Genomic DNA, 15,519 nt, shown 5'->3' with positions numbered 1-15,519 from the left:
CCCAGGGCAACAGCGCCCCTGACGTGCGGGAGCTTCCGCGCTCTGCGGTGCCCACGCCCCTCCCGTGACGCCAGCACGGTGTGGTGCGCAGGGGGGGGCGATCTTCCGCCTATTTCGCCGCAGCTGGCGCGCGCTTGTACACCGTGCAGGACGTGGCGATGTAGTTGGGGATCAGGTCGACCCAGCACAATTCCATGCTGTCGCCGTTCAATTCGCCCGAGCCGGCGCTGAAATCGGTGGCGATGACCAGGCGCTTGCCATCCAGGCGCAAGGTGCCAAGCAAAGTCTGCTCCTTGCCGCCCTTGGAGATCAGCGCACCGGCCATGGCGCGGCCGTCCTGGGCGTCGATGCGCACGTCCCATGATTCGCCGCTCGGTCGGCTGGCGAGGGCAGAGGGCTCCACCGGCTTGCTCATCTGGTCCATGGGCGTGACGACGACCGATGAGCCCGACGTCTCCATCGCCACCCAGCGCCCCACCAGATTGGGCGCCTCCGCCGCAACCGCTGGCGCGACCGCCACGAGGTTCACCGCGGCCAGAAGGCCCGCCAGGATACCCTTCACCATCATCCCCTCCCCACGGCCCCGGCCGCTCCCGGCCGGATGGACCGATCAGATGCCCAGCTTGCTCTTCAGGAGGTCGTTGACCGCCTGCGGATTGGCCTTGCCGCCCGATGCCTTCATCACCTGGCCCACGAACCAGCCGAGCATGGTGGGCTTGGCCTGCACCTGGGCCACCTTGTCGGGATTGCCGGCGATGATCTCGTCCACCACCTTCTCGATGGCGGAGAGGTCTGTCACCTGCTTCAGCCCGCGCGCCTCCACCAGCTCGCGCGGATGGGCGGTGGACTTCTCTTCCAGGATGATGACCAGCACATCCTTGGCGATCTTGCCGGAAATGGTGCCGTCCGAGATGAGGTCGACAATACCGGCCACCTGCTCGGCCGAGACGACACCACGCGGGATGGACAGGCCCGCCGCATTGGCGGCGGCGGCCACGTCGCCCATGACCCAGTTGGCCACCAGCTTGGCATTGCGGGCGACGCCGCCCGCCTGCACCGCCGCCTCGAAATAATCGGCGGTCTCCTTCTCGGCCACCAGGATGGAGGCGTCATAGGGGGTGAGCCCGTAATCGGCGATGAAGCGGGCCTTCTTGGCGTCGGGCAATTCCGGCAGGTCCGCCTCAAGCTCGGTGACAAAGCCCGGCTCCAGCACCAGGGGCAGCAGGTCAGGATCGGGGAAGTAGCGGTAGTCGTGCGCCTCTTCCTTGGAGCGCATGGAGCGCGTCTCGCCCCGCACGGGGTCGAACAGGCGCGTCTCCTGGTCGATCACGCCACCATCCTCGATGATCTCGATCTGGCGCCGCGCCTCGGTCTCCACCGCCTGGCCGATGAAGCGGATGGAATTGACGTTCTTGATCTCGCAGCGGGTGCCGAAGGGCTCGCCGGGGCGGCGCACGGAAACGTTCACGTCGGCGCGCAGGTTGCCCTTCTCCATGTCGCCGTCGCAGGTGCCGAGATAGCGCAGGATGGAGCGCAGCTTGGTCACATAGGCGCGGGCCTCGTCCGCCGAGCGCAGATCGGGGCGGGACACGATCTCCATCAGCGCCACGCCGGAGCGGTTGAGATCGACGAAGCTCAGGGAGGGGGAGAGGTCGTGGATGGACTTGCCCGCGTCCTGCTCCAGGTGCAGCCGCTCGATGCCGACCACGATGCTCTCGCCGTCGGCGAGGTCGACGATCACCTCGCCCTCGCCCACGATGGGGCTTTTGTACTGGCTGATCTGGTAGCCCTGGGGCAGGTCCGGGTAGAAATAGTTCTTCCGGTCGAACACCGAGCGCAGGTTGATCTGCGCCTTGAGCCCAAGGCCCGTGCGCACCGCCTGGGCGACGCATTCCCCGTTGATGACCGGCAGCATGCCCGGCATGGCCGCATCCACCAGCGACACATGGTCGTTGGGCGGGCCGCCAAAGGCGGTGGAGGCGCCGGAAAACAGCTTCGCGTTGGAGGAGACCTGGGCGTGCACCTCCATGCCGATCACCACCTCCCAGTCGCCGGTGGCTCCGCGGATGAGCTTCTTGGCGTCGGCGGGTCGCGTATGAGCGGTCATGTCTGTCCCTGCAACTGGCGCGCGGCGGGGCCGCGTTTATCAAACTCTGTCCCTACTCGAAGGCTTGGCTCTCTGGCAACCGCCTCGCCCACCTGTGCTATAGGCTGCGACGCTTTCGGCCGGCCGGAGGCGGTGAGAAACGGGACGGGATATGCGGCTTGCCACAGTGACCCTGGCGCGGGACGAAGCGGACATTATCGAACGCTTCGTCCGCCACAACCTGCATTTCGTGGACCGCCTCTATGTGGTGGATGACGGCAGCACCGATGCGACGCCGGAAATCCTGCGCCTCCTTGCGGCGGAAGGCGTCCCGCTCGTGGTGGTCACCGACGGCGTCCATGGCGCCTATCACCAGGGCGTGCGCACCACCGCCCTCATGCACCGGGCCATGGCGGATGAGGCGTTCGACTTCATCCTGCCGCTGGATGCGGACGAATTCATCGCCCTCCCCGACCGCGCCGCACTGGAGGCGGAGCTGTCCGCCCTCCCCGCCGGGGCGGTCGGTGCCTTTTCCATGACGCATTACATTCCGCAGCCGCGCGATGACCTCACCGAGGCCGATCCGCTGGCGCGGCTCACTTATGTGCTCGACATTCCCCGGCAGGTGAACAAGGTGGTGGTGCCCCGGGCGCTGGCCGCCCACCCGGAGACGCTGATCTCGGACGGCAATCACGGGGTGAGCCACTGGCACAAGGATGTGGCGCCGGTGCTCCTGCCCAATGCGGACCTCGCCCATTTCCCCGTGCGCTCCACCGACCAATTGGTGGCGAAATGCCTCGCGAGCTACGTGCGCTGGCGGGCGCGACCGGATTATCAGGCCACCACCGCCATCCGCCACATGGACGGCGCCCGGCTGCTCGCCGCCGAGCCGGCGCTTGCGGTGAGCGATCCGGCGGCCCTGCTGGCCGCCTATATCCCTGAATCCGTCGGCCCGCTCCGCTGTCAGCCTTTCCATGAGCGGCGCGGCGCCGTGCGCTATCCGCACCTGGCGCAGGCTTTCCCCTATCGCCGCATCATGTCGGCGCTGGACACGCTGGTGGAGACAGGACGGGCGGGCGCGCGGGAGCTGGAAGTGGCGCGGCGGACGCTCGAAAAACGCAACGCGCCTTTCCGCGAGGCGCTCGCCGCGCGCCTGCGCAAGCTCAAGCGCTCCTTCATGAAGCGCATGCCAGGATAAAAAAAACGGCGCCTCAGGTGGAGGCGCCGGGAGCTCCCGTCTCGGGGAGATGGGCATTTTCGTAGCGGATGGTCCAGGCGATGATTTCCCGCCACAGGGTCTCCGGCAGGTCCTCCGGCAGACCCAGGGCGCGGGCGCGGGCGCAGACGCGCTCCACCACCTCTTCCACCCGGTCCGGCAGCAAGGCGGGGATGCCTGCCCCCGCCTTGATGGCCACCACCTGCTCCACCACCTTCAGCCGCCGCACGAGCAGATCGACCATCGCATCGTCGATGGCGTCGATCTCCACCCGCGCGGCGCGAAGGCCTTCGGGGACGGGGCTCAATCTGCCCACCAGAGGTCTTCCACCGGGAAGCGGCCGGCCGATTCCTCGATCACCTGGCCCAGCGAGAACAGGGTCTCTTCCTCGAACGGGCGGCCGATGAGCTGGAGGCCCAGCGGCAAGCCGTCAGCGGAAAAGCCCGCCGGCAGGGACAGGCCCGGCAGGCCGGCGAGATTCACCGTCACGGTGAAGACGTCGTTGAGATACATCTCCACCGGATCGGCGCTCACCTTTTCGGCGATGCCGAAGGCGGGCGAGGGGGTCGCGGGGGTGAGAACGGCGTCCACGCCCTGCGCGAATACGTCGTCGAAGTCGCGCTTGATGAGGGTGCGGACCTTCTGCGCCTTCACATAATAGGCGTCGTAATAGCCGGCGGAGAGCACATAGGTGCCGATCATGATGCGCCGGCGCACCTCGGCGCCGAAGCCGGCGGCGCGGGTGCGCTCATACATCTCCACCACGTCGCGGCCGGGCTCCCGCAGGCCATAGCGCACGCCGTCATAGCGGGCGAGGTTGGAGGAGGCCTCCGCCAGCGCCACGATATAATAGGCCGGGAGGGCGTATTTGGTGTGCGGCAGGGAGATGTCGACGATCTCGGCGCCGGCGTCGCGCAGCATGGCCGTGCCCTGGTCCCAGAGCTCGACGATCTCCTGCGACATGCCGTCCACGCGATATTCGCGGGGAATGCCGATGCGCTTGCCGCGCACGGACTGGCCCACCGCATCCTCATAGTCCGGCACCCGCAGATTCACCGAGGTGGAATCCTTCGGGTCATAGCCGGCCATGGACTTCAGCAGGATAGCGGCGTCGTTCACCGTGCGGGCGAAGGGGCCGGCCTGGTCGAGCGAGGAGGCATAGGCCACGATGCCCCAGCGCGAGCAGCGGCCATAGGTGGGCTTGATGCCGACCGTGCCGGTGAAGGCCGCCGGCTGGCGGATGGAGCCGCCCGTATCGGTGCCGGTGGCACCGGCGCACAGGAAGCCGGCCACCGCCGCCGCCGAACCGCCGGACGAGCCGCCGGGCACCAGCGGCGCGCTGGACCCATCCCGCCGCCAGGGCGAGACGGTGGGGCCGAAGGCCGAGGTCTCGTTGGACGAACCCATGGCGAACTCGTCATTGTTGAGCTTGCCCAGCATCACCGCGCCGGCCTTCCAGAGCTGGCTCGTCACGGTGGACTCATACTGCGGCACGAACCCCTTCAGGATGTTCGAGCAGGCGGTGGTCTCCACTCCCTCGGTGCAGAACATGTCCTTGACGCCGATGGGCAGGCCCTCCAGCGGGCCGGCATCGCCGGAGGCGATCCGTTCGTCGCTGGCCTTGGCCATGTCGCGCGCCTTGTCGGCGGTCTCCAGCACATAGGCGTTGAGATCGCGCCCCTGCTCCATGGCGGAGAGATAGGCGTCGGTCAGTTCGACGGCGGTGAATTCGCGCTGAGCGAGGCCTTCGCGGGCCTGGGTCAGGGTGAGCTGGTTGAGCGCGGTCATTCCACCACCTTCGGAACCGTGAAGAAGCCGCCCTCGGCCTCGGGGGCATTGGCGAGGATCTTTTCGGGATAATGGCCGTCGGAGACCACATCCTCGCGCATGGGCAGGTTCTGCGGCACCACGCCGGTCATGGGCTCGACGCCCGACACGTCGAGGGCGGAGAGCTGCTCCACGAACTGGAGGATGGCGTTCAGCTCGCCCTGGAGCGCGGAAAGTTCCTCTTCGCGCACGGCGATGCGCGCCAGATGCGCCACCCTCCGTACGGTCGCCTGATCGACGGACATGTCTTGCTCCCTGGACCGCCCCGATCCGCACGGCACCGGCGGCTTGGTCCTCTACCTGATCCATGGACGGCGCGCCTCGGGCGCGCCACCGGAAAAGTCCTCGTTGGCCTATAGCAAGGGGGGAATTGGGGAGGCAATGGCGCTCACCACCCGTCCCCGTTCAACGCCCCTCCCCCGCCTCCCGCACCACGGCCAGGAACTGGGCGCCATAGCGCTCGAGCTTGGCCTCGCCCACCCCGGAAATATCGCCGAAGGCCGCCAGCGACCGGGGCCGGGCGTGCGCGATGTCCAACAGCGTGGTGTCGTGGAAAATCACATAAGGCGGCACGCCCTGGGCGCGCGCCAGCTCCAGGCGCAACGCCCTCAGCTTCTGGTAGAGCGCCTCGTCGCGCGGATCGGTGGGGCCGGCGCGCGGCACGCGGGCGCCGCCTTGGGTGCGGGCCGGGCGGGTGCGCTTTTCCACTTTCAGCTCGACGCGCCGCTCGCCGCGCAGCACCGGCCGGCAGGCGGCGGTGAGGGACAAGCCCCCATGGCCTTCCACATCCACCGCCACGAGCCCCAGCGCCACCACCTGCCGCAGGATGGCCCGCCACTCGTCCCGGCTCACATCCTTGCCGATGCCGAACGTGCTCAAGGTCTCATGGCCGAACTTGTGCACCTTGTCGGTGGCGGTGCCGGTGAGCACGTCGATCACGTGGCCCGCTCCGAACATTTCCTTGGTGCGATAGATGCAGGAGAGCAGCTTCTGCACCGCCTCGGTGCCGTCATAGGTGCGCACCGGCTCAAGGCAGGTGTCGCAATTGCCGCACGGCTCGTGCAGCTCTTCCTCGAAATAGGCGAGCAGCACCTGGCGGCGACAACTGGCCGTTTCGCACAGGCCCAGCAGCGCATCGAGCTTCTGCCGCTCCACCCTTTTGCGCGCCTCGGAGGCGTCGGAGGCATCCACGAACTGGATGAGCTTGGCCACGTCCTCCATGCCATAGAGGAGCAGCGCCTCGGAGGGCAGGCCGTCGCGGCCGGCGCGGCCGGTCTCCTGGTAATAGGCCTCGATGCTCTTGGGCAGATCGAGATGGACGACGAAGCGCACGTCCGGCTTGTCGATGCCCATGCCGAAGGCGATGGTGGCCACCATCACCACCCCTTCCTCCTTCAGGAAGCGGTCCTGGTTGCGGGCGCGCACCTGGGGATCAAGGCCCGCATGATAGGGCAGCGCCACCCGCCCCTCGTCGGCCAGCGCCTCGGCGGTGGCCTCCACCTTCGCCCGGCTCATGCAATAGATGATGCCCGCTTCGCCCTCATGGGCATCCAGCAGCGCCCGGAGCTGGGCCTTGGGATTGTTCTTGGGCTGGATGCGATAGCGGATATTGGGCCGGTCGAAGGAGGAGAGGAACACCTCCCCGTCCTCCAGCCCGAGGCGTTCCACGATCTCCCGCCGGGTCGGGCCGTCCGCCGTGGCGGTCAACGCGATGCGCGGCACCGAGGGGAAGCGCTCGTGCAGAATGGTCAGCTGGCGATATTCGGGGCGAAAATCGTGCCCCCACTGGGAGACGCAGTGCGCCTCGTCGATGGCGAAGAGCGCGATGCGCGCGCCCTGGAGCAGGGTCAGGAAGCCGTCGGTCAGCAGCCGCTCGGGCGCCACATAGAGGAGGTCCAGCTCGCCCATGGCCAGGTCCCGCTCCACCTGCCGGGCCTCGGCCGGGGAAAGGGAGGAATTGAGCATGGCCGCCTTCACGCCCAATTGGCGCAGCGCCTGCACCTGGTCGTGCATCAAGGCGATGAGGGGGGAGATGACGATACCCGTGCCCGCCCGCGCCAGAGCCGGCACCTGGTAGCACAGCGACTTGCCGCCACCGGTGGGCATCAGCACCAGGGCATCGCCGCCGTTCACCACATGGTCGACGATCTCCGCCTGCCGTCCCCGGAACGCCTCATAGCCGAAGACGTGGCGCAGGATGTCCCTGGGCTCGCGCGACGGGACGGGCGTTGAGGGGGAGAACGACTCGGCGGAAGAAGGGGCCATCATGGGACCCTATATAGCGCGTCCCGCCGCAAATCCGGCGCGCCCTCCCACAGGAAAGGCGCCTCAATCCTCGTCCTTCGCGCCAGAGGTGAGCGTGAAGTCCAGCGGAGTGTCTTCCAGCGGCTCCTCGTCGTCGCGCAAGGCATCGTCGTCGCTGGGGAGCGGAATGGCGAAACCGGGCGGGATACGGCCGTCAAGCAGGCCGGCGCCCTTCAGTTCGTCGAGGCCCGGCAAATCCTGCACCGCATCCAGGCCGAAATGGATGAGGAAGGCGGACGTGGTGCCATAGGTCACCGGTCGCCCGGGCGCCTTGCGCCGACCCCGCAGGCGGATCCAGCCGCTTTCCAGCAGCACGTCCAACGTGCCCTTGGAGGTGGTGACCCCGCGGATTTCCTCGATCTCGGCCCGGGTGACCGGCTGGTGATAGGCAATGATGGCCAGGACCTCGGTGGCGGCGCGCGAGAGCTTGCGCGGCTCAGGCCCGGCACCGGCGCGCAGATGGGCAAGGTCCGGCGCGGTGCGCAGCATCCAGCCGCCGGCGACCTTGATGATGTTGACGCCCCTTCGGGCATAGTCGGCGGTCAAAACGTCCATGAGCGCGCCGATGTCCGCCTCTCGGGTCAGATGAGGCGCCATCTCACGCGCCGTCACCGGGGTGGTAGCGGTGAACAGCAAGGCTTCGATGACCCGAATGTCGCGGGCGAGCGCCTCTTCGCGCGCATCGAGGGGACGCTCGTCGAACAGGTCAATGCGAGGCGCAGAACGGCTCGCCGGCGTTTTGGGCGGGCTCATGAACCGCCCTCCCCGCCTTTGTCGTCCGCACGCGGCCGCAGCCAGAGCGGGGCGAAATGGGCGTCCTGGCGGATGTCGAGCAAGCCCTCCTTCACCAATTCCAGGCTGGCGGTGAAGCTGGAGGCGATGGCGGTGGCCCGCTGGTCGGGCTCGGTGAGATATTCGATCAGGAACTGGTCGAGCCGGATCCAATCTCCCGTCATGCCCACCAGCCGTTCCAGCCGCGCGCGGGCATCGGCCAGCGACCAGACCGCCCGGGTCTTCAACGTCACATAGGACAGCGCCTTCTTCTGGCGCTGGGCGGCATAGGCGGAAAGGAGGTCATAGAGGGTGGCGGTATAGGTGACCTTGCCCTCCACCTCCGGCGCCTCCACCTGGGCGCGGGGGAAGACGTCGATGCCGAGACGCTTGCGCGCCATCAGCTTCTCCGCGGCCTGCCGGATGCGCTCCAGATGCCGCAGGCGCCGGGCGAAGGCGTCCGCCAGCTCTTCCGCGCTCGGCCCGTCCTCGCGGGGTGGGGGCGGCAGGAGCAGGCGGGATTTCAGGTAGGCAAGCCACGCCGCCATCACCAGATAGTCGGCCGCCAGTTCCAGGCGCACCTTCCGCGCCGCCTCGATGAAGGCGAGATACTGGTTGGCCAAAGCCAGGATGGACAGGCGGGTGAGGTCCACCTTCTGGGTGCGCGCCAAGGCGAGCAGCAGGTCGAGCGGCCCCTCGAACCCGTCAATATCCACGACGAAGGCCCCGTCCGCCGCCTCCGAGGGCAGCACGTCCTCGGCAAAATCGGGGGAGACGGGCGCGGTGGTCATGGCCTCAATCGGTCAGGCGCAGGAGCCGGTCGCGCTCGGCGCGGGCGGCATCCGCATCGAAGGGCGCAGGCGCAACCCGCGCGGCCAGCGCCCGCTCCGCCCGCTCCAGCGCGACGCCCGAGAGCGCCGGTGTGACGGCGGCGATGGGCTCCATTTCGTCCAGGCGGCCATTGCAATGGAGCAGCATGTCGCATCCGGCGGCGAGCGCGGCCTCGGCCCGCGTCGCAACCGTGCCGGAGAGCGCGCCCATGGACAGGTCATCGCTCATCACGAGGCCGGAAAAGCCGATGAAGCCGCGCACCACCTCTTCCATCACCACGGGCGAGGTGGTGGCAGGGCGATCCGCGTCGAGGTCCGCATAGACCACATGGGCGGTCATGCCGAGCGGCAGGTCGGCGAGCGGGCGGAAGGCCGCAAAATCCGTGCGCTCAAGTTCGGCGCGGGCGGCATGGACCACCGGCAGGCGCTCATGGCTGTCCACGGGCGCGCGGCCATGGCCGGGAATATGCTTCACCACGGGCAGGACGCCCCCCTCAAGCAGCCCCTCGGCGGCGGCGCGGGCGAGCGCGGCGACGGACACCGGCTCCTCCCCATAGGCGCGATTGCCGATGATGCCGTGGCCCTCGGGCAGGCGCAGGTCTGCCACTGGCAAGCAGTCCACATCGATGCCGAGGGCATGAAGGTCGGCCGCAAGGAGGCGGGAGTTCAGCCGCACCGCCTCAAGGCCGGCGGCCGGATCGTGGCGATAGAGGGCGCCGAAGGCCGCGCCGGCGGGATATTCTGGCCAATGAGGCGGCCGCAGGCGCTGCACCCGTCCGCCCTCCTGGTCGATCAGAACCGGCGCCCGCCAGCCAAGGGCCGATCGTGCTTCATCCACTAGCCTACGGACCTGATCCGGCGTCTCCACATTGCGCGCGAACAGGATGAGGCCCCAGGGCGATTGTGCCGCGAGGAACGCCCGTTCGGACGCTGTGAGAACCGGCCCCGAAAGGCCGACGATGAAGGCTTTTGACGTCATGGATCGGGCGTATCCGGGGCGGGCGGGGCCGTCAAGCGGGGCCGGGCCCGGGGGGGCGCTGAAAGGAAGGTGGCCGGCGGCGGACGGTCGGGGAGGCCACCCGATGTCGCCCGCACGCCGGCCGAACCCCACGGACCCAGGAGATGCGGCGGACCTGAGCACCCCGCAGGGCTATGGCATCGGACATCGCTTGTGGCGGTTGCCCGAGAGGCAGTGCCTTCATCTTAAAAGGTAGCGGAAAGCAGCAGGAAATCAACGCGGGAGAATCGCCCGCGTCTTAGCCGCCTGAATACTGTTTGACCGTTTCCAGGAACTTAGCCACCGAAATGGGCTTGGAGAGATAGGCCTCGCAGCCCCCCGAGCGGATGCGCTCCTCGTCGCCCTTCATGGCGAAGGCGGTCACCGCGACCACGGGAATGGATTTCAGCTCGGGGTCGGCCTTCAACCACTTTGTCACTTCAAGACCGGAGACCTCCGGCAATTGAATGTCCATGAGGATGAGGTCGGGCATGTGCTGGCGGGCCAGACCCATGGCCTCGATACCGTTGCGCGTCTGCACCGTGCGGTAGCCGTGCGCCTCCAGCAAATCGTGGAAGAGCTTCATGTTGAGCTCGTTGTCTTCCACGATCATCACGGTCTTCGGCATACCCGATCTTCCCCGCCAGCTGTCGATCCGCTTCGCAGGGGCGTGCGGATCGTCCATCATGGGCATAGCTAGAGACCAATCGTTGCGGAAGCGCAAATGCCCATCAAGGATCGCCCCGGTTTCACCTCGCGCTCGCCCAAGGAGGTCCGCGCCGCCGCCCAGGAGCTGGCGGTGACCGCTTTGTCCTTCCTGGCCAAGGATGTGGAGCGCATCGGCGGCTTCCTCGCCGCCACCGGCATGGGGCCGGCGGACCTGCGCGCCGCCGCCTCCCAACCGGAATTCGGTGCTGGCGTGCTCGGCTTCATCCTGTCCGACGAGCCCCTCTTGCTGGCCTTCTGCGCCGATGCGGGCTTCCGGCCGGAGGATGTGATTCGCGCCCATGCGGTGCTCGATCCCCCCTTCGACCCCGATTCCCCGGTCCGCCGGGGATGAGCGAAGGGACCCGCCCTGCCCCCGGCTTCTGCCGCGACTGCCTGGCGGAGGCGGGGGATGGGCCGCGCTGCCGGGCCTGCGGCAGTCCGAGGCTGGTGCGGCATCCCAAGATCCACACGCTCTCCATCGCCCATGTGGATTGTGACGCCTTCTATGCGGCCGTGGAGAAGCGGGACAATCCCGCCCTGCGCGACGTGCCCGTCATCATCGGCGGCGGCGTGCGCGGCGTGGTGTCCACGGCCTGCTATATCGCCCGCATCCATGGGGTGCGCTCCGCCATGCCCATGTTCAAGGCCAAGGCGCTCTGCCCGCAGGCGGTGATCGTGAAGCCGGACATGCGCAAGTATGCCGCCGTGGGCCGGCAGGTGCGGACGATGATGCAGGAGCTGACGCCGCTGGTGGAGCCGCTCTCCATCGACGAAGCCTTCCTGGACCTTTCGGGCACCGAGAAGCTGCATGGCCTCTCCCCCGCCCGCACCCTGGCGCGATTTGCCGGGCAGGTGGAGCGGGAGATCGGGATTACCGTCTCCGTGGGCCTGGCTGCCAACAAGTTCCTGGCCAAGACCGCCTCGGACCTCGACAAGCCGCGCGGCTTCTCCGTGCTGGGCCTTGAGGAAGCAGCGGAATTTCTCGCCGGTCGGCCGGTCACCTTCATCTGGGGCGTCGGGCCGGCGTTTGGCGCGCGGCTCGCCAAGGATGGCTTTTCCCGCATCGGGGACATTCAGCGGGCGGAGGACTCAAAGCTCGGGCGGCTCTATGGCGCCGAGGGCTTGCGCCTCTGGCGGCTGGCGCGGGGGCTCGATGCACGCACCGTCGAGCCCTCCCGCGAGGCAAAGAGCGTCTCGGCCGAAACCACCTTCGACAACGACATCGCCGACCTGCGCCCGCTGGAGCAGACCCTCTACGCCTTGTGCGAGGAGGTGTGCGGCCGCCTGAAACGCAAGGCGATCGCCGGGCGCACCGTCACGGTGAAGCTGAAGACCGCCGACTTCCGTCTGCGCACCCGCTCGCGGACACTGGAAAGCCCAACGATCCTGGCCGCACGCCTGTACGAGGCGGCGCATGACCTCCTGGTGAAGGAAGTGGACGGCACGCGCTTTCGCCTCGTGGGCGTCGGCCTCTCCGATCTCGGGCCGGCCGACGAGGCGGACCCCACCGATCTCATCGACACCCGCACGCCCCGCATCAAGGCGGCGGAAGCGGCCATGGACAAGCTGAAAGCCAAGTTCGGGGACGCGGCGGTCGAGCGCGGCATCCTTCTGGGCACCGGCAAGCGCGGCAAGCGGCAGCGGGACGGGTAAGGCGCCTCAGGCAGGCTCGGCCACGTCCCGCACCCGCAGGCTGACCCGGGCTTCGCCCTGCCAGTGCTCCACATCCAGCGTTCCCGCCACATGGAGGATGCGGCCCCGGCCCCCCAGCAAGGCGCGGCCGATGGGCTCCTCGGCGACGCGAAAGGCCACGGCCTTCACGCTGGTGCCGTCGGCGGCGGTCAGGCGGGCGCGCACATGGCCGGCGCCGAAGGCTTCCGCATAGGTGACCTTGTGATTGGGGAAGGCGAAGACCGGCTCCGAGCAGCCGGCGCCGAACGGGCCGGCGCGGGAGATCATCTCCACCAGGTTCGGGGTGGCGCCCGAGGCGGTCAGGGCACCATCAATGGAAAGGGCGTCCTGGCCCCGCGCCTTGAGCACAGAGGCGGCCAGGGCCTGCTCGATGAAGAGCCGCAGGTCACCCAGCCGATGCCGTTCCACCGTCAGCCCCGCCGCCATGGCGTGCCCGCCGCCCTTCACCAGAAGCCCCGCCTCCACCGCCGCGCGCACCGCCTTGCCGAGGTCCACGCCGGGAATGGAACGGGCCGAGCCGGTGCCGGTTTCGCCATTGAAAGCAATGGCAAAGGCCGGCTTATTAAACTTCTCCTTGAGGCGCGAGGCCACAAGGCCGACCACGCCCGGGTGCCAGCCATCGCCGCTCACCACCACCGCCGCCCCGGCATCATCCAGCCCATGGGCGGCGAAGGCCTCCGCCTCGGCGGCGGCGAGGATGGCCCTCTCCACCTCCTGGCGCTCGGTGTTCAGGCGATCCAGCTCGGCCGCGATGGCGCGAGCCTCCATGCCGTCCTGCGTGAGCAGCAGGCGCGTGCCCAGCGTGGCATCGCCGATGCGCCCGCCCGCATTGATGCGGGGGCCGAGGAGGAAGCCCAGGTGCCAGGGGCGCGGGGGGCCATCCAGGCGCGCCGCATCCATCAGGGCGGTCAGCCCCGCCCGCTCCCGGCGCCGCAGGGCGACGAGCCCCTTGGTGACGAAGGCGCGGTTGAGGCCGATGAGCGGCACCACGTCGGCCACCGTGCCCAGCGCCACCAGGTCGAGGCTTGAAAGCAGGTCCGGCGCGGGGCGCTCCGTGGTCCAGTGCCCCTCCTCCCGCAGCCGGCGGACGAGGCCGACGCAGGTCAGGAAGACGACGCCCGCCGCGCACAGATGACCGAGGCCCGACAGGTCGTCTTCCCGGTTGGGATTGACGATGGCGGTGGCCGTGGGCAAGCGCTCGCCCGCCTGATGGTGGTCGAGCACGATCACATCAAGGCCAAGCCGCTGGGCGGCGGCGAGCGGTTCCATGGAGGTGGTGCCGCAATCCACCGTCACCAGAAGCGTGACCCCACGCGCCGCCAATTGCTCAATGGCGCCCACATTGGGGCCATAGCCCTCGAAGATGCGGTCGGGAATGTGGAACAGCGGATCAAGCCCGCCGGCCCGCAGCGTGCTCACCAGCAAAGCGGTGGCCGTGGCGCCGTCCACGTCATAATCGCCGAAGACCGCGACACTCTCCTGCGTGCACACCGCCTCGGCGAGCCGCTCCACTGCCGCATCCATGTCGGTGAGGATGCTGGGATCAGGCAGCAGGGCCCGGATGGTGGGGTCGAGATGGCCGGGGACATCTTCAATTTCCACCCCGCGCCCGGCCAGCACGCGGGCGAGGATGTCCGGTACCCGATGGCGCTGGGCAATGGCGAGCGCCGCCTGCGAGGCCCGCACATCCAGCCGGTCACGCCAGGACCGCCCGGTCACCGAGGCCGAGACGTTCAGGAACGGGCGATTCGTCAGCTGCATGTTCACGCGTGCATGAAGCCAGAGGTGGTGCGCGCCGTCCATGACAGGCGGCACATGGCTTGTGCGCGGGATAAGCGCAACGCCCGGCCGGCAGTGGTACCGGATGTCATTAGCCGCCTCCTGACAGCGCAACTCATTAATAAAGCGTTAAATCTTCAACTTGGCGTCGCAGAAAAAGTTTGCCGGCAATTCTGCGCAGGCGACACCCCCTCGCCAGTTTCCCCGGACGCCAGGCGCGCAGGGCCGGGGGCGTCCGCTGTCAGGGCCAGGGTGAGTCGGGTGGTCGGCCGCCCCGTCCCGCGCCCCTGACGGCGCGGCAAGGCGTCAGGATACGGCCTCTTCCGGCAGGCTGAACTTTCGGAGGTCGCGATGGTCGGTGGCGATGCGGCGCACCGTGCCGGTAGCGGCCCGCATGAGCAAGGTGTCGGTGCCGATCACATCGCCCGAGAACCGCACGCCCTGGAGCAGCGGCCCGTCGGTGACGCCGGTGACGGCCACCAGGCAGTCGCCGCGCACCATGTCGTCCAGCTTGTAGACGCGTCCGAAGTCGCGGATGCCCAGGGCTTTCGCCTGCTCGCGCTTCTTCTCGCTGTCCAGCACCAGCCGGCCCTCCATCTGGCCGCCGATGCAGCGCAGGGCCGCCGCTGCCAGCACCCCTTCCGCCGCGCCACCAATGCCGAGATAGATGTCGACGCCGCTCTCGGTGGGATTGGTGGTGTGGATGACGCCCGCCACGTCGCCGTCCGTGATGAGCTTCACGGCCGCGCCAGTGGAGCGCACCGCTTCGATGAGCTTGGCATGGCGCGGGCGATCCAGCACCAGGGCGGTGATCTGGGAGGTGGGCACGCCCCGCGCCTCGGCAAGGGCGGTGATATTGTCCTGCGGGCTGGCCGCCAGGGACACGATGCCGTCGGGATAGCCGGGGCCGATGGCCACCTTCTCCATATAGACCGGCGGCGCGTTCAGCAGCGAGCCGGGGGCCGCCAGCACCACCACCGAGATGGAGCCGGCCATGTCCTTGGCGCACAAGGTGGCGCCCTCCAGCGGGTCCACCGCCAGGTCCACCGCGTCGCCACCGGCGCCCACTTCCTCGCCGAGGAAGAGATGGGGCACCTCGCCCTCCAGGCCTTCGCCGATCACCACGCGGCCCTTGATGGCCATGCCCGCGAGCACGACGTGGGCCGCCTGGAGCGCGGCCTCGTCGGCGGCCTGCTCGTCGCCGCGGCCGCGAAAGCGGGCGGCGACCACCGCCGCGCGTTCCGTGACCCGCGCAAGCTCCAAAGCGAGACGGCGGTCGAGCACCTGGGGAACGCGGGTGTGGGGCATG

At 68.7% G+C, this 15,519-nt stretch carries 15 protein-coding genes; 3 read left to right on the top strand and 12 right to left on the bottom strand.

Annotation, left to right across the window (positions count from 1 at the left end; genetic code table 11):
- Window positions 1-109: 109 nt before the first annotated feature.
- Both ACT54L_RS15065 and gatB read right to left on the bottom strand, forming a co-directional pair.
- Window positions 110-568, bottom strand: a complete 459-nt coding sequence (locus ACT54L_RS15065; protein ID WP_476086449.1) for a hypothetical protein — start codon at window positions 566-568, stop codon at window positions 110-112.
- Between the two features lie 42 nt (window positions 569-610).
- Entirely contained in the window at window positions 611-2,107 is a 1,497-nt protein-coding gene (gene gatB / locus ACT54L_RS15060; RefSeq protein ID WP_476086448.1) for an Asp-tRNA(Asn)/Glu-tRNA(Gln) amidotransferase subunit GatB, read from the bottom strand.
- A 151-nt stretch (window positions 2,108-2,258) separates the two neighbouring features.
- Between gatB and ACT54L_RS15055 the strand changes: the two genes are divergently transcribed.
- Window positions 2,259-3,284, top strand: coding sequence for a glycosyltransferase family 2 protein (locus ACT54L_RS15055; protein ID WP_476086447.1), 1,026 nt, complete (start codon window positions 2,259-2,261; stop codon window positions 3,282-3,284).
- Window positions 3,285-3,297: 13 nt separating this feature from the next.
- Here ACT54L_RS15055 and ACT54L_RS15050 read toward each other — a convergent pair whose 3' ends face one another.
- From ACT54L_RS15050 to ACT54L_RS15015, 8 genes are all read right to left on the bottom strand, one after another.
- A complete protein-coding gene (locus tag ACT54L_RS15050) occupies window positions 3,298-3,609 on the bottom strand; it encodes a chorismate mutase (RefSeq protein ID WP_476086446.1) in 312 nt (103 codons plus the stop codon).
- Complete coding sequence (gatA, locus tag ACT54L_RS15045) at window positions 3,606-5,090, bottom strand: Asp-tRNA(Asn)/Glu-tRNA(Gln) amidotransferase subunit GatA (protein WP_476086445.1); 1,485 nt, start codon at window positions 5,088-5,090, stop codon at window positions 3,606-3,608. The genes ACT54L_RS15050 and gatA overlap by 4 nt, the downstream gene beginning before the upstream one ends.
- Window positions 5,087-5,374 (bottom strand): Asp-tRNA(Asn)/Glu-tRNA(Gln) amidotransferase subunit GatC, encoded by a 288-nt coding sequence (gene gatC / locus ACT54L_RS15040; RefSeq protein ID WP_274773701.1) that lies wholly within the window; start codon window positions 5,372-5,374, stop codon window positions 5,087-5,089. The genes gatA and gatC overlap by 4 nt, the downstream gene beginning before the upstream one ends.
- Before the next feature lie 160 nt (window positions 5,375-5,534).
- Complete coding sequence (gene recQ / locus ACT54L_RS15035) at window positions 5,535-7,397, bottom strand: DNA helicase RecQ (RefSeq protein WP_476086444.1); 1,863 nt, start codon at window positions 7,395-7,397, stop codon at window positions 5,535-5,537.
- A gap of 60 nt (window positions 7,398-7,457) precedes the next feature.
- Window positions 7,458-8,186 carry an SMC-Scp complex subunit ScpB gene (scpB, locus tag ACT54L_RS15030; protein ID WP_476086443.1) on the bottom strand — a complete coding sequence of 243 codons (729 nt, stop codon included), beginning with the start codon at window positions 8,184-8,186 and terminating at the stop codon, window positions 7,458-7,460.
- Entirely contained in the window at window positions 8,183-8,995 is an 813-nt protein-coding gene (locus tag ACT54L_RS15025; protein WP_476086442.1) for a segregation and condensation protein A, read from the bottom strand. Before ACT54L_RS15025 ends, scpB begins: the two co-directional genes overlap by 4 nt.
- A 4-nt stretch (window positions 8,996-8,999) precedes the next feature.
- Entirely contained in the window at window positions 9,000-10,013 is a 1,014-nt protein-coding gene (nagZ, locus tag ACT54L_RS15020; RefSeq protein ID WP_476086441.1) for a beta-N-acetylhexosaminidase, read from the bottom strand.
- Window positions 10,014-10,290: 277 nt separating this feature from the next.
- On the bottom strand, window positions 10,291-10,659 hold the full coding sequence (locus ACT54L_RS15015) for a response regulator (protein ID WP_209100294.1): 369 nt from the start codon (window positions 10,657-10,659) through the stop codon (window positions 10,291-10,293).
- A gap of 96 nt (window positions 10,660-10,755) precedes the next feature.
- Between ACT54L_RS15015 and ACT54L_RS15010 the strand changes: the two genes are divergently transcribed.
- Both ACT54L_RS15010 and ACT54L_RS15005 read left to right on the top strand, forming a co-directional pair.
- Entirely contained in the window at window positions 10,756-11,091 is a 336-nt protein-coding gene (locus tag ACT54L_RS15010; protein WP_476086440.1) for a DUF3572 domain-containing protein, read from the top strand.
- Window positions 11,088-12,392, top strand: a complete 1,305-nt coding sequence (locus ACT54L_RS15005) for a DNA polymerase IV (RefSeq protein WP_476086439.1) — start codon at window positions 11,088-11,090, stop codon at window positions 12,390-12,392. The genes ACT54L_RS15010 and ACT54L_RS15005 overlap by 4 nt, the downstream gene beginning before the upstream one ends.
- A gap of 6 nt (window positions 12,393-12,398) precedes the next feature.
- Here ACT54L_RS15005 and recJ read toward each other — a convergent pair whose 3' ends face one another.
- Both recJ and glpX read right to left on the bottom strand, forming a co-directional pair.
- Complete coding sequence (recJ, locus tag ACT54L_RS15000; RefSeq protein WP_476086438.1) at window positions 12,399-14,192, bottom strand: single-stranded-DNA-specific exonuclease RecJ; 1,794 nt, start codon at window positions 14,190-14,192, stop codon at window positions 12,399-12,401.
- A 324-nt stretch (window positions 14,193-14,516) separates the two neighbouring features.
- Window positions 14,517-15,518, bottom strand: a complete 1,002-nt coding sequence (gene glpX, locus ACT54L_RS14995) for a class II fructose-bisphosphatase (RefSeq protein WP_476086437.1) — start codon at window positions 15,516-15,518, stop codon at window positions 14,517-14,519.
- Between the last annotated feature and the right edge of the window lies 1 nt (window position 15,519).

It is taken from the genome of Aquabacter sp. DMC10, from assembly GCF_056314145.1.
Note: the sequence above shows the minus strand (reverse complement) of the source record. Positions and strands in the feature narration are given on the sequence as shown.